This is a genomic window from Planctomycetia bacterium, assembly GCA_021413845.1.
In the GTDB taxonomy this organism is placed as follows: Bacteria; Planctomycetota; Planctomycetia; order Pirellulales; family PNKZ01; genus PNKZ01.
This window is the reverse complement of record JAIOPP010000069.1, coordinates 1-14,217: the sequence shown is the minus strand read 5'-3', so window position 1 is coordinate 14,217 and position 14,217 is coordinate 1. Positions and strand designations below refer to the sequence as shown.

Here is a 14,217-nt window from a genome sequence, read left to right as displayed (position 1 = left end):
ATGATCCGAGTTCACTTTGAGTTAGCCTGCAACTACGACTCGCGGCGGAAATGCCGTGGCCGAGGGACATTCGCAATGCTTCGATTTCCGATGTTTTCGGTTCGCTTCGCGTGCCTCGCGGTTGCTTGTGCCGCAGGTGTGTCGGCATCTGCCGCCGATCAGCCCCCTGCAGAGAAAGGCGCCGTAGAAAAGGTCGCCCCAGAGAAAGTCGCGACGGAAAAACCGCTGACCGTGGCGTTTCTGATCGGCGAAGACGAATACAAAACGTGGGAGACGGTCCCGGCGTTTATCAAAAGCGATCTCGATCCGCTCGGCATCAAATCGATCGTCATCCATGCCGATCCGAAAAACTTGAACCACTTTCCCGGCATCGAGGCGATCGAGCAAGCGGATCTCCTGTTCGTTTCCGTGCGGCGGCGTCCGTTGCCGAAGACCGAGTTGGATCATGTGCGCAACTTCTTAAAGGCGGGCAAGCCTCTCGTCGGCATCCGCACGACGAGCCACGCCTTCGCGTCCCGAGCGGGAGTGAAAACCGCCGCCGAACTCGATCAATGGCCGGCCTTCGATGAGGAAGTGCTCGGCGGCAAGTACGACGGCCACTATCGTAACGAAGAGGGGACCGACGTCTCGATCGCTTCGCACGCGCAAGGCCATCCGATCCTCAGCGGCGTGCGCCAAGGTTCGTTCCATTCCGGCGGTTCGCTCTATAAATGCACGACGAAAAAGGGGACGCAAACCCTCTTGAACGGCATCGCGCTCGATGCCGGAAAGCCGGTGACGCATCCGGTGCTCTGGACGAACACGTTCGGCAAGTCGCGCATCGTTTATACCTCGCTCGGTCACGAAAAAGACTTCGCCACACCGGCCTTCAAACGGATCTTGACGAACGCAATCTACTGGGCCGCCGACCGTAAGCCGCCCGTATGGGACGACGGCCGAGCCGAGGCCGGTGCTTCGCGCGACGTCATGAAGAAAGATCTCGCCGGCAACGACGATGTGGCCCGCGTGATGCAGAGTTTTCAGGGCAAAGGAGAAGTCGGCGACGACTCGCTGCCGACGCCGCCCGAGGCCGCGGTGAAGATGTTTCAACTTCAAGAGGGCTTCGAGATGCAAGTGCTGGCGCACGAGCCGACCGTGACCCAACCCCTTTATATGTCGTGGGACGCGCGCGGTCGGCTGTGGGTCGTGCAGTATCGCCAGTATCCCTTTCCGGCGGGGCTGAAGGTCGTGAAGTACGACCAATATTTACGCGCCGTGTTCGACAAAGTTCCCGCTCCCCCGCCGCAAGGCGAGAAGGGGCTCGATAAGATCACGGTCTTCGAAGACGTCGACGGCGACGGCAAGTTCGACAAGTCGAAAGATGTCATCACGGGCTTGAACATCGCCACTTCGGTTGCCGTCGGACACGGCGGAATCTGGGTGATGAACCCGCCGTATCTGTTGTTCTATCCCGATGCCGATGGCGACGACGTCCCCGATGCCGATCCCGAAGTGCGCCTGAGCGGCTTCGGACTGGAAGACACGCACTCCGTCGCGAACAGCATCAAGCTGGGGCCCGATGGTTGGTTGTACGGAGCCAACGGGAGCACGACGACGGGCGTGGTGAGCAGCGATGTGACGAAGAACGTCGCGTTTCAAGGGCAGATGATTTGGCGCTACCATCCCGACAAGCGCGTGTTCGAGATTTACGCAGAGGGTGGGGGCAACACGTTCAGCCTCGAAATCGACAAAGCCGGCCGAGTCTTCTCCGGCACCAACGGCGGACGGACGCGCGGCATGTACTATCCGCAGGGCTCCTATGGGATCAAGGGGTGGAGCAAACATGGGCCGCTGACCAATCCCTTCGCGTTCGGATACTTCGAGCACATGCGGCACGAAGGAGATGCCGATCGGTTCCCGCAAACGTTTTTGATTTACGAAGGGGGGCAGTTTCCAAAGCGATTCGAGCACCAGATCGTCGCGGGCAACGCGCTGCACAATCGCGTTTGGGCCAGCGAGCTTCTGCCCGACACTTCGACTTATCGGACGATCGACATGCCGATGCTTTGTCTCACGGCCGACCATTGGTTTCGGCCGGTCGACGTCGAAGTCGGGCCGGATGGGGCGGTCTACATCGCCGACTGGTACGACAGTCGGCTAACGCACGTCGATCCGCGCGACAACTGGCATAAGGGAAGCGGCCGCATTTATCGGATGCAGGTGAAAGGTAGCGCGCCGCTCAAGCCGTTCGATCTTGCGAAACAATCGACCGACGAACTCGTTGCCTTGTTGGGCCACGCGAATAAATGGTTTCGACAACAAGCGGTGCGCGTGTTGAGCGAACGGAAAGAGAAGGCGTTGCTGCCGAAAATGCGCGCACTGATCGACACCGAAGACCCTCGCGCTTTGGAGGCCTTGTGGGTTTCGCATCGTCTCGACGGGCTCGACGAAAGCTTGGCGCTGGCAGGCTTGCGGCACGGGAATGCCGATGTTCGTCGCTGGACGGTGCGTTTGCTCGGCGACGATCGACGTGCGCCGCCGGCGGTAGCCGTCGCAATGGCGAAGCTGGCCGCAGCGGAGCCGAACGTGCAGGTGCGCTCGCAGTTGGCGTCGTCGGCGAAGCGCTTGCCGGCCGAGGTTGGTTTGCCGATCGTCCGCGCGCTGGCCGCGCGCAGCGAAGACATCGCCGATCTGCATTTGCCCCTCTTGATCTGGTGGGCCGTCGAAGCGAAGGCCGAATCCGATCGCGACGCCGTCTTGGCGCTCTTCGCCGAAAAGCAATTCTGGTCGCTGCCGATCGTCGACAAGTTCGTCATCGAGCGGGTGATGCAGCGCTACTCCATGACGGGCGAGCCGGCCGATTTGCAAACGTGTGCGAAGCTGCTGACGCTTGCTCCGGATGCGGCCCGCAAGAATCGGCTGATGGCCGGCCTGCTCGAAGCGTTTCGGGGTCGCAAGATCGAGGGCCTGCCGCAAGCGCTCGCCCTGGAACTCGACGCCTACCAAGCGAACCTCGGCAAGAGCGATCTCGCTCTGGGGATGCGACTCGGTAAGGCCGAGGCCATCGGCACGGCACTCGCGCTCGTCGGCGACGAGCAGGCCGACAAGCCGACGCGGCTCGCCTACGTCGAGATTCTCGGGGAGATTCGACAGCCGAAAGCGGTCGATGTCTTGCTGAAGCTATTGTCGACGACGCCGTCGCACTCGCTCAAGCGCGCGAGCTTGGACGCGCTGATGAACTTCGACGATCCGAAGATCGGCGAGACCGTCGTGCGGCTGTATCACAGCGCGCTACCCGATGAACAAGGGGTGCGGTCCACGGCGCAAAAGCTGTTGGGCTCGCGGCCGAGTTCGGCGCTGTTGATGTTGAAGCAAGTCGACGACGGCTTGATTCCCAAAAGCGCGTTGCCGCAAGACGTGGTACAAACGATGTCGATGCATGCCGACCCCGAAGTGAAGAAGTTGATGACGAAACACTGGGGAAAGATTCGTGCGACTCCGGCCGAGAAGCAAAATCAAGCGAAGCGATTAACGGCGCTCATCAAGTCCGGCGGCGGCAACCCGACGCTCGGGCATGCGATCTTCACGAAGAAATGCGCGGTCTGTCATACGTTGTTCGGCGAAGGAGGTAAGACCGGGCCCGACTTGACCGGTTACGAGCGCTCGAACCTCGATTTTCTGCTGACGGCGGTCGTCGACCCGAGCGCGGCGATTCGCGAAGAGTTTACGAGCTTTGCAGTGACTACGAGCGACGGTCGGACGCTGACCGGTTTGATCACGGAACAAAACACGCGGACCGTCACGCTGCGCGGAGCGGATAATCGGCCGGTCTTATTGAATCGAGACGATATCGAAGAGCTGCAAGCTCTACCGATCTCGCTGATGCCCGAGAATCAGTTGAACGACTTGAAGGATCAAGAACTGCGAGACTTCTTCGCTTACCTGATGAGCCGCGCTCCGTCGAAGACCCTCTCGGCGAAATAGATGGTTTAGATGCCGCGATTGTTCAAGTCGCGAGCGATCGTCTCCGCGACGATCGTCTGTCCGCGGTCGTTCCAGTCGGAGGAGTTCGGCTGATAGACGATCTCTCCCTTTTCGCGCAAGGCGGGCAGGAGATCGATCGTCGCGACTTGTAAATGCTCGGCCAATGCGCTCCAGCGACGTTGCGGCAATTCCAAGTCGAGCTCTGCGGGATCGTACTGCATCCGACGACAAAACGCCGCGGTGAGTTGCGAGCTGAGCTGGAATTCACCCGGCAGCAAGACGAGCGTCACGGGAATGTTTCGCTTCCGGCAAACTCGCACCAGACGCTCGAAAGCGTTCTGAGCGTCGCGCCGGCGTTGGTCTTGTTCGGCATTTGCGCTCTTGCGCGAGGCGGCCACGGTCGCGGCGCGGCGGCGAACGTATTCGTCATAGCCGAGCGTTTCCGTCAAGCGAAGAGGGCTCAGCGAGTCGACGGCCGTCGCCGTGGCCGGAGCCAGCAACGATTCGGCGAGTTGCAGCGCACGGCAATCGAGCCGGTGAGCTTGCGAATCGTGCGGCATGAAGTCGGTCGTGGCGTCTAAGCAAATCATCACGCGTTTGGGCCGTCGGCGCAAGATATCGTGAACGACTTGCGCGGCGTATTCGCGCGGCCCGGCGTCGGGGAGCCCGAAATGGTCGACTTCGAGATCGGGCACGAGCCGTTCGAGTTGGGTCGTGAAGTTGGTGTCGGCATCACCGGCCAGCGTGGAAAGCCCGCCGAGCACGGCCACGCGGCGATGCTCGCCGGAAGCGGAAGCGTCGGTGAAATCGCTATCCCAATAGCCGCTGCTGTTGATCGTGCGGCCGCCGAGCAAGGCACCCGGAGCGAGTTTGCATTTCGCTGCGCTGCGGGCATCGTCAAGCGGAAGGTCGGTCGCGTATTCCAGCACGCGCACGCCGATCTCCAGCAATAATCCGACGCTCAGCAGAATGCCGAACGTTCGGAGCCAGGGATGCGACGACCTAGAGAACGTCGTCCAGTAAGAACGTCGGCGAAGAGTTCGCGGCGACGTGGAATGTAGCAGTGAGACCGAAGCCATAACCGCCTCCCCTCGGTGACCCTAACCGCCCGACATCATGTCGGCTCGATTAAAAACCGAAACCTCGGGAAGCATTCATCGGTCGCAAGGAGATCGCAGTCACAAGGGCGCGAATCCATGCGCCCATCGGTACGCTATCAATATCGATGCATAATCTAGCGATGCATGGTCAATACTGGAGACGGTTCCGATGGGTCGATGCGGCGACAACGATTGCAGCCGCGCTTCCCGAGTTAGCTATTTGCTAATATCGTGCCGTGAAGATGCGCGCGATAAGGAACAACGGCGAAACGATACGATTTTCCACCAAATAGCCCAAGGGCAGTTCCTCGGCTCGCCTAAGTTGTGAGCAGCTACTATGGGCAGCTGTTCAAGAAGCGATCAAAACCGTCGATAGTCAAGGGACTTCGCGCGATTTGACATCGTTCGGTGTCATGCGATAGGAAAACTTGCGACCGAGGAACTATCGCGAGGCCCGCTCGGCGAGAATCTCCAGCACGATCCTGCGCATTTTCGGCTCGGCGATCTTCGCGGCATCGATCACGTCTTCGCCCGTGGCTTTCTCCAGAGCGTCTGGGTCGCAGACGTTCGTCACGGCCGAGATCGCCAAGACCGGCAGCCGCATGTGGGCCGCCACGATCACCTCGGGCACCGTCGACATCCCGACCGCGTCGGCTCCGATCGTCCGGAGAAAGCGGTACTCGGCTCGGGTCTCGAAGTTCGGCCCCTTGAGCCCGACATACACCCCGCGATGGGCCGTGAAGTCGGCTTGCCGGGCGATCTCCATGGCCCGATCGACCAACGAGCTATCGTATACATCGCACATGTGGGGGAAGCGAGGGCCGAGCGCATCGTCGTTCGGCCCGATGAGCGGGTTGTCCCCCATCAGGTTGATATGGTCGACGATGATCATGACGTCGCCGACTTGAAACCGAGGATTCATCCCGCCCGAGGCATTCGAGAGAACCAGCAACTCGATGCCGAGCTCCTTGAGCACCCGCACCGGCAGGGTGATCTGCTTGAGCGAGTATCCCTCGTAGCAATGGTAGCGTCCGTCCATGGTGACGACGGGGACCCCGCGACAGGTTCCGCAAACCAGTCGGCCCTTGTGGCCTAAGGCGGTCGGAGCCGGAAAGTGGGGGATGTCGCCATAGGGGATGACTACTTCCGCTTCGACCTCGGCGGCGAAGTCGCCCAAGCCGGTCCCGAGGACGATGCCGACCTGCGGCTTACGCTTCCAACGACTCCGAATGTAGTCGGCGGCGGCTGAGATCTGGAGGGCAAGGTCGAGCATGGAGATAAAAATCAGAAGGCAGAAACTAGAAACCAGAAAAGAGCCAAGAAAAGAAAAGTGAACAATGCGTTGACGATAGAGACCGTTCGTCGCTTGCGATTTCGCGAGAGCGCTAGATCGCGTCGTCAGTTCCGGCGCATCGCTCGTTGAATGTCGCGGTTCATCGTCTCTTTCTTCATCTTCTCGCGCTTGTCGTGGAGTTGGCGGCCTTTGCAGATGCCGAGCAGGATCTTCGCTTTTCCGCGCTTGAAGTATAAGCGGAGCGGAACGAGCGTCAGGCCTTTCTCAAACGCCTTGCTCGCAAACTTTTCGATCTCGCGATGATGCAGCAGCAACTTACGCTTCCGCTTCGGGTCGTGATTGAAGCGGTTAGCTTCGGTGTATTCGGGAATGTCGCAGCCGATCAACCAGACTTCCCCTTTGTTGACGCTGCCGTAAGCGTCGTCGAGCGTTACGCGGCCGTTGCGCAGCGTCTTCACTTCGCTGCCGACGAGCACGATGCCGCACTCGATCGTATCGAGCACTTCGTATTCATGCCGCGCGCGTCGGTTCTGCGCAACGACCCGTTCGTTGTCGTCGCGGCGATCGCTCTTGTCGTTCTGCTTCGCGTTCACCTGTTCTCCGTTCCGGCCGCGTGATAAAGTGCGCTGGGAGTCGCCGAGAAGTGTTGCTCGGTGCTCGACGTCATACTACTAAGAAACCGGCCCGCAAACTACCCGACATCATGCCTGAAGCTGCGTCGAATCACGCCGGGAGCGAGTCTGCGATGGAGGGCTCGGCGCGCTGCCATCTCCTCGGCACGCTCCCGCTCGACGACGTGCTCGCCCTGCAACAACGGCTCGTCTATGAAGCCTCGGGGCACAACGAGCGCTCGGCGACGATCTTGCTTTGCGAACATCCGCCGATCATCACGATCGGCCGCCACGGCTCGCGCAGCGACGTGCGCCTCAGCGATGCGACCTTAGCACGCGACGAGATCGAAGTGCGCTGGTTGAATCGGGGCGGCGGAGCATTGCTGCACGCGCCGGGGCAGCTGGCCGTCTACGTCGTTCTGCCCCTCAAGGCTTTCGGATACAGCGTCGGCGAATATGTGCGGCGCTTGCAGCGCGGGCTCGAAATGGCCTGCGAGGAGTTGCATTTCGTCGGCGTGCCGCGCGCCGGTCGGCGGGGTGTTTGGAGTCGCGCGGGGCAGGCTGTGTTCGTCGCCGCGGCCGTGAAGAGCTCCGTTAGCTATTTCGGGGCGTATTTGAACGTCGACCTCGACGATCGGCTGCTGCATGCCGTCGCAACCGATCCTACGGAGGGGACCGAGCCGATTTCGCTGGCTCGAGCGATGCGCCGACAGGTCCGAATGCCGAGCGTTCGGCAAAGCATCGTTTCCACCCTGTCGACGGCGCTAGGGTGTGAGCGGTATCATTTATTTACGGGCCATCCCTTATTGGCTCGCACCATGATCTCGCCGAAGGATGCTGCCCGTGCCGGATAGCTTTCGTGAATTGCCGATCATCTCGTTGAACGTGCTAAGCGGACCCGCAACGTCGGGCGGCTCCTGCGGCAGCGGCGGAGGATCTTGCGGCGGCGGGACGATCGGCGCGTTCGAGGCCGAGCCGCAAGTGTTCGAGATCGGCGGCACAAGCTCCGGTGCTTCGAGCCTCGCACAAAGTGCCGTCGATCGTCGGTTGCCGCGTTGGCTGAAGAAGAACATCCCGCTCGGCAACTCGAACCACTTCACTGAGAAACTGCTGAGCGAGTTGCGGCTGGAAACGGTTTGCGACAACGCCAAGTGCCCGAACCGGATGGAGTGTTATTCGCAAAAGACGGCGACCTTCATGATCCTCGGCAACGTCTGCACCCGGCCGTGCGGATTTTGTTCGGTGGCGAAAGGGAAGACGCAACCGCTCGAAGATGATGAACCGGAGCGCGTCGCCGAGGCGTCGGCCCGGATGGGCTTGAAGCATGTCGTGATCACGAGCGTGACGCGCGACGACTTGGCAGACGGCGGCGCCGAGCATTTCTATCGTTGTGTCTTGGCGGTGCGCGAACGAACCGGAGCCGCGGTCGAAGTCCTTACGCCCGACTTTCTCGGCAAGCCGGGAGCGGTCGAGCGGATCGTCGAGGCTGCGCCGGAAGTGTTCAATCACAATACGGAAACCGTGCCCCGGCTCTATCGCGAAGTTCGCGGCCGGAAGAGCGAGTATCGTTGGACGTTGGAGCTGCTGCGCACGGTGAAGCGGCTCAATCCGAAGATTCTTACGAAGAGCGGCCTGATGCTCGGCCTCGGCGAAACGCGCGAGGAGCTATTCGACGTACTCGCCGACTTGCGCGATGCCGGTTGCGATATGCTGACGCTCGGCCAATATCTTCAGCCGTCGCCCGAGCATTTACCGGTGATTCGCTACGTGCCGCCGGCCGAATTCGACGAATATGGCGCAACCGCGAAGCAACTCGGTTTTACCAGCGTGGCGAGCGGGCCGTTCGTGCGCTCGAGCTACCATGCGCGCGAGATGGCGGAAGCGTAGTTCCTGCCTCAGCAAGCACAGAAGACCGGCTCGTCCGCCGTGTCGAGCGCGTCGGCGACGATGCGCAACAGGTCCGCGGCCACGATCGGTTTCGCCACATATGCCGAGCAGCCGGCTTCGTAGCACGCATCGATATCGGCGTGCTCCGTGTAGGCCGTGCAAGCCACGATCGGCAGCGTCTCGCCGCGAAGGCGCAGCATGCGCGTCAGCTCGTAGCCGTCTATGTCGGGCATCTCCATGTCGGTGAGGACGAGATCGAAGGCGAGACCTTCGTCGCGCTGCGCGTCGAAGATGTTGAGTGCGCGTCGCCCATCGTCGGCGACGACGACTTCGGCTCCCGCCTTTGCGAGCAAGAAGGAAAGGATGCGGCGACTATCGGGCCCGTCGTCGACGAGCAAGATGCGCGCTTGAATAAGAAGACTCCGCCGATCGTTCGGTTCCGCTGTCAGCATCGATTACCGCATCGTCGTAAGAGAAGAGTGGCGAAATCAACGAACGCTGAACCGCGGGCTAGCCGATGTAACCGGCGAAGGACGGCACGACGGAACCGAAGAAGTAAACCATTCCGACAAAGGCTAGAGATTGCAACGCGAGACGACGAATGCGCATAAGTCGACACTCCTCAGTGGTGCGGGTCGAAAATGAAACGTTCGGAGAGGTGCTACCGATCGCCGCAGCCGGGGTCGAGCGTGATAGCTCGACTACCGACGGAGCGATCGAATCCAACGCAGAAACAGCTTGAAATGAGCCGGACGGAAGTGCGGCGGAGCCGGCTTCAGGAGGACGAGAAAAGTCGTCGCCATGATGCCGGTTGCCTGGTAATAGAAACCATAGCTTGGAAACGGAGAGGAGGCAAAAAAACGAGCGGGAATCGGGAAAAGTCCCCGTTTCGTGCCGCTCTCGACTCTCTCGAGCAATCAGGCGCGACCGGTGCCGCGTTGTCGCAACGCTTCGTAGAAGACGATCGCAGCGGTGACCGAGACGTTCAGGCTGTCCGAGCGTCCGAGCATCGGGAGGTGCATCGGGCGAATATCTTCGGCCCAAAAGCGAGCCGACAGGCCATCGGCTTCGCTGCCGAGAATGATCGCCGTCGGGCCGCGGTAGGCGACGTCGCTATAGACCGGTCCCGCACCGACGCGCGCGGCCCACATGGCGAAGCCGCGGCGGCGCAACCAAGCGAGCATCGTCTCGACATCGGTGGCTACGGTCGGCATGGTGAAGATCGTTCCCATCGACGCTCGCACGGCGTTGGGGTTGTAGAGATCGGTCCGTTCATCGGCCGTCACGACGGCGGCGACTCCCGCCGCATCGGCGCTGCGCAGAATCGCGCCGACGTTCCCCGGCTTCTCGATGCTTTCCAAGACGCAGATCAGAGCGTCGTCCGGAAGTTGGAGGTCGTCGAGCGTGCGGGTCGGCGTCGGAGCGGCGGCGATGATCCCTTCGATCCGTTCGCCGAACGCGAGCTTCTCGAACACCTCGGGCGTGACTCGCTGCACGCTTTCAGGCAGTTCATGATCGAGCCGCGAAAGAAGCTGCCTCGCCACATCGCTCTTGCACAGCTCCGGGCAGGTGAACACCTCGGAGATTGCGAGCCCGGCATCGAGCGCGCGGTTGAGTTCGCGGACGCCGTCGATGAGGAACCGCTTCTGCTTCGCGCGCTGCCGGCCGTCGCGGAGCTTCGCCGCATCTTTGACCCGTTGGTTCTGCAAACTGGTAATCAACGGGGAAACCATAGCAAGTCAATCAACGAAGAAAATGAACCGTAACCAAATATGACCGCAACGACGCTTGCGATTTCGCGAACACTCCATGCCGCGGCGTTACCGCTTGCCGTCGCGCCGCGTTTGCGTTTTGCGATGCGGTCGATAGCCGGTGCTCTTGTTCTTGTTCTCGGCGGAGCCGGCGCCGTCTTGCGGCTTCGGCTTGTCGCGAATGTGATCCCCTTGTCGCTGCTCGCGCAACGATTCGTTCGCTTTCTTGCGACGTTTATCGAGCGCTTGCTTGGGAGGACGAGAACCGATCAGGCAATCGCACCCTTCGCCGATAAGGTCTTGCCGCCCGGCTTGCTCGAGCGCTTGTCGCACTTCGAAGTAGTTGTCCGGCTTGAAGAACTGCAACAACGCGCGCTGCAACTTACGATCGCGCAGATGCTTCGCCGTGTAGACCGGCTTCATCGTGAATGGGTCGAGGCCTGTGTGGTACATGCAGGCGGCGATATCGAACGGGCTCGGAATAAAGTCTTGAACCTGATCCGGCTTGTAATGATTGCGCTTCAGAAACAGCGCGAGATCGATCATCGCATTCAGGTCGCTGCCGGGATGGCTGGCGATGTAGTACGGTACGAGATATTGCTTCTTGCCGGCCTTCGTCGAAGCCTTCTTAAACTCTTCGTCGAACTTCAAAAAGTCGTCGGAGTCCGGCTTTTTCATCATTTCCAGCACATGCGGATCGGTATGCTCCGGCGCTACCTTGAGCAATCCGCCGACATGGTGCGAAGCCAACTCTTGCATGTATTCCGGGCTGCGGCGTGCGAGATCCATCCGAATGCCCGAGGCGACGAACACCTTCTTCACGCCCGGCGCTTCGCGCACTTGCTGCATCAAATCGATAAGCGGCGCGTGGTCGGTGCCGAGCAGTTTGCAGATCGTCGGATGCACGCACGACAAGCGACGGCAAACCGCTTCGACCTCGGGCTTCGTGCAGCGCATCTCATACATGTTCGCCGTCGGCCCGCCGATGTCGCTTACGACGCCGGAGAACTTCGGGTCGGCCGCCATTTGCCGGACCTCGGCCATCACGTTGTCGGCACTCCGGCTTTGAATGATCCGGCCTTCGTGCGCCGTGATCGAGCAGAACGTGCAGCCGCCGAAGCAGCCGCGCATAATCTGCACGGAGTCTTTCACGACTTCGTAGGCGGGAATCGTTTGGCCGCCGTAGCTCGGATGCGGCTTGCGCGTGAACGTGATCCCATACACGCGGTCCATCTCGGGCTGCGCGAGGGGAAGCTGCGGCGGGTTCGCTACGATCGCTTCGCGGCCATGAAACTGCACGAGCCGTTTGGCGTTGTAAGGATTCGTCTCATGGTGCGCGATGCGCGTCATCACGGCGAACGCTTTCACGTCGGTCGAAGCTTCTTCATACGACGGCAACAGCGCCGTATGTTCATCTTCCGGCGGTTTCTCTGCGGCGCCGAGCCGATAGACGACACCGCGCATGTCGCGCAAATCGCGCACCGTTTGCCCGGCCGCCAGTCGATCGGCGACTTCGATAATGCCGCGCTCTCCCATGCCGTAGACGAGCAAGTCGGCCTTGGAGTCGAGAATGATCGAACGGCGAACCTTGTCGCTCCAATAGTCGTAGTGCGCCAGCCGACGTAAGCTCGCTTCCACTCCGCCGGCGATCACGGGAACGCCCGGATATGCTTCGCGCGAGCGTTGGCAATAGGCCAGCGTAGCGCGATCGGGCCGGCGGCCGATCTGACCGCTTGGGCTATAGGCGTCGTCGTTCCGTACTTTGCGATTCGCCGTGTAGTGATTGATCATCGAGTCCATGTTTCCCGCGCTGATCGCGAAAAACAGACGAGGACGACCGAACTCGCGCCACGGATTTACCGTCAGCCAATCGGGCTGGCTTAAGATCGCGACCCGATACCCGGCGTCTTCGAGCAGCCGCCCCAAGAGCGCCATCGCAAAACTCGGGTGGTCGACGTAGGCATCGCCGGTGACGAACACGATATCGACTTCGTCCCAACCGCGGGCTTGCATCTCGGCGCGCGTCATCGGCAGCGGAGGAGTCGCTCGCTTGAGATTGCCGGAGCTGCGCCCCACGACGGGGACGTCGATGATCGGCAGAAGCGAGGTGTTGCTGAACGCGGTAGCCATAAGACCTTCATTCTAGTCAGACGCCTGTGTTGCCGACAGGCCGCAGATGTTGCCTAAACGCCACGTTCGTCAGTGAATGACCCGTTTCTTTAGGTTCCACTCGTAAAAACTTATCGCCGCGAAACAAAGGCATTCCGCCTATCTGGAAGTGTCCTGCGTCGGCTGATCCAGCTCTCAGGCACGCGCGTTGCTTCGTTCCGCTTCCGTCCTCACGCGCAAAACTCCGGACGGCCGAACGTGCTACGAACTTTCGAAATCCGCGACGTCGAACAATTAGAGTCGTATCGCTTGGCGTGGACCGCGCTTTGGCGCGCCGGCAGCCAACCGTGGTTTACGCAATCGCTTGATTGGCTGGCTGCGTTCGTGCGTTTGCAAAGCGATCGGGTGGCGTTGCGGGCTTTGTTCATTTGCGACGACGATGAAATTCTCGGCATCGTGCCGCTGGTTTTGCTCACGGAGAGCTCGCGGTTCGGACCGTTTCGCACGCTGCGCTATCCCGTTCTCGCGGGCCTGGGATGCTGCGGGCCGATTGGAAGCCAACCGACCTTCGTCTTGCTGGAAGCTATGCAATATCTCATGCGACATCCCACGGAATGGGACATTCTGGATCTCGAAGGAATCGATGTCGAAGCGGTCGACCACGGCCGCACGAAGACGGCGCTTCACGTCGCCCGTATCCCAGCCGAAGTCGCGGCTTGGCAAACTCGTTCGACGATCTCACTCGCCATGCCCGAAGACGTCGCTCGAATGCCTGCGCGGATGCCGTCGGTTCGACTTCAAGACCCTCGTGTCGAGTATGTGCGCTATCGGCCGGAAGGAGTTATGCACGGCGATGCGGAACCGCGCCTAGAACTTTTCGACGATTGCCTCGCGATCGCTCGCGCCGGCGACGGCCATGCCGATTCGCTCTTACACGGCCACGCGATGATGCGCGAGTTGCATGTCGAGGCCGCGCGCAACGGCACGCTCGACGTCAATCTGCTCTACGTCGACGACGCTCCGGCGGCCTTCGTTTACGGCTACGTGTGCGGCGGGAGCGTTACGGTCGTCGATGCCGGTTTCGATGCTCGGTATATCGTCGATCAACCCGGCGAAGCGCTGGCCGCCGCGATGATGTGCGACTCCATGCGGCGAGGCGATCAAAAGCTCGATCTCGGTGTGAAGCCGCGCCCGTGGTTGAGGGCCTGGAGCAATGCATCGCGTACGATCTATCGAGCGCAATCGAAACGACCAAGCGGAGTGGCCTCGCGGGCGCTGCGCTGGGGAAAGGCCTTACGCCGTCGCTTCGGCGATGCCGCGGCATTCTGATTCAAGCCGTGTGTCAGACGTCGGCGAATCGCTTAGAGCGCATTGCAATTAATTGTAGCGGTATCCTGAGTTTCGGAAGTAGTTTCGGCATTCGGATTCTTGGAAGCGGGTGACGAGTTCGCCGCAGCGGCGCCACAAGCCTGCGACGGTTCGCTCCGCCGCGCTGCGGATCA

At 60.9% G+C, this 14,217-nt stretch carries 10 protein-coding genes; 4 read left to right on the top strand and 6 right to left on the bottom strand.

Annotated elements, in window-relative coordinates; all coding sequences use genetic code 11:
* Positions 1–90: 90 nt before the first annotated feature.
* A complete protein-coding gene (locus K8U03_12195; protein ID MCE9605645.1) occupies positions 91–3,963 on the top strand; it encodes a ThuA domain-containing protein in 3,873 nt (1,290 codons plus the stop codon).
* Positions 3,964–3,968: 5 nt separating this feature from the next.
* Here K8U03_12195 and K8U03_12190 read toward each other — a convergent pair whose 3' ends face one another.
* The 3 genes from K8U03_12190 to smpB form a co-directional block, all read right to left on the bottom strand.
* Entirely contained in the window at positions 3,969–5,042 is a 1,074-nt protein-coding gene (locus tag K8U03_12190; GenBank protein MCE9605644.1) for a hypothetical protein, read from the bottom strand.
* Positions 5,043–5,505: 463 nt separating this feature from the next.
* On the bottom strand, positions 5,506–6,336 hold the full coding sequence (locus K8U03_12185) for a purine-nucleoside phosphorylase (GenBank protein MCE9605643.1): 831 nt from the start codon (positions 6,334–6,336) through the stop codon (positions 5,506–5,508).
* A 125-nt stretch (positions 6,337–6,461) separates the two neighbouring features.
* Positions 6,462–6,950, bottom strand: coding sequence for an SsrA-binding protein SmpB (smpB, locus tag K8U03_12180; GenBank protein MCE9605642.1), 489 nt, complete (start codon positions 6,948–6,950; stop codon positions 6,462–6,464).
* 110 nt (positions 6,951–7,060) lie between these two features.
* Between smpB and K8U03_12175 the strand changes: the two genes are divergently transcribed.
* Both K8U03_12175 and lipA read left to right on the top strand, forming a co-directional pair.
* Positions 7,061–7,822 (top strand): hypothetical protein, encoded by a 762-nt coding sequence (locus K8U03_12175; protein MCE9605641.1) that lies wholly within the window; start codon positions 7,061–7,063, stop codon positions 7,820–7,822.
* Positions 7,803–8,855 (top strand): lipoyl synthase, encoded by a 1,053-nt coding sequence (gene lipA, locus K8U03_12170; protein MCE9605640.1) that lies wholly within the window; start codon positions 7,803–7,805, stop codon positions 8,853–8,855. Before K8U03_12175 ends, lipA begins: the two co-directional genes overlap by 20 nt.
* A gap of 8 nt (positions 8,856–8,863) precedes the next feature.
* On the opposite strand, the gene K8U03_12165 is transcribed toward lipA, so the two are convergent.
* The 3 genes from K8U03_12165 to K8U03_12155 form a co-directional block, all read right to left on the bottom strand.
* Positions 8,864–9,307 (bottom strand): response regulator, encoded by a 444-nt coding sequence (locus tag K8U03_12165; protein ID MCE9605639.1) that lies wholly within the window; start codon positions 9,305–9,307, stop codon positions 8,864–8,866.
* A gap of 465 nt (positions 9,308–9,772) precedes the next feature.
* Entirely contained in the window at positions 9,773–10,588 is an 816-nt protein-coding gene (locus K8U03_12160) for an RNA methyltransferase (GenBank protein ID MCE9605638.1), read from the bottom strand.
* An 87-nt stretch (positions 10,589–10,675) separates the two neighbouring features.
* Positions 10,676–12,736: a YgiQ family radical SAM protein gene (locus K8U03_12155; protein ID MCE9605637.1), complete on the bottom strand. Its 2,061-nt coding sequence runs from the start codon at positions 12,734–12,736 to the stop codon at positions 10,676–10,678.
* A gap of 237 nt (positions 12,737–12,973) precedes the next feature.
* On the opposite strand from K8U03_12155, the gene K8U03_12150 reads away from it, so the two are divergent.
* Entirely contained in the window at positions 12,974–14,044 is a 1,071-nt protein-coding gene (locus K8U03_12150; GenBank protein MCE9605636.1) for a GNAT family N-acetyltransferase, read from the top strand.
* Positions 14,045–14,217 lie beyond the last annotated feature (173 nt).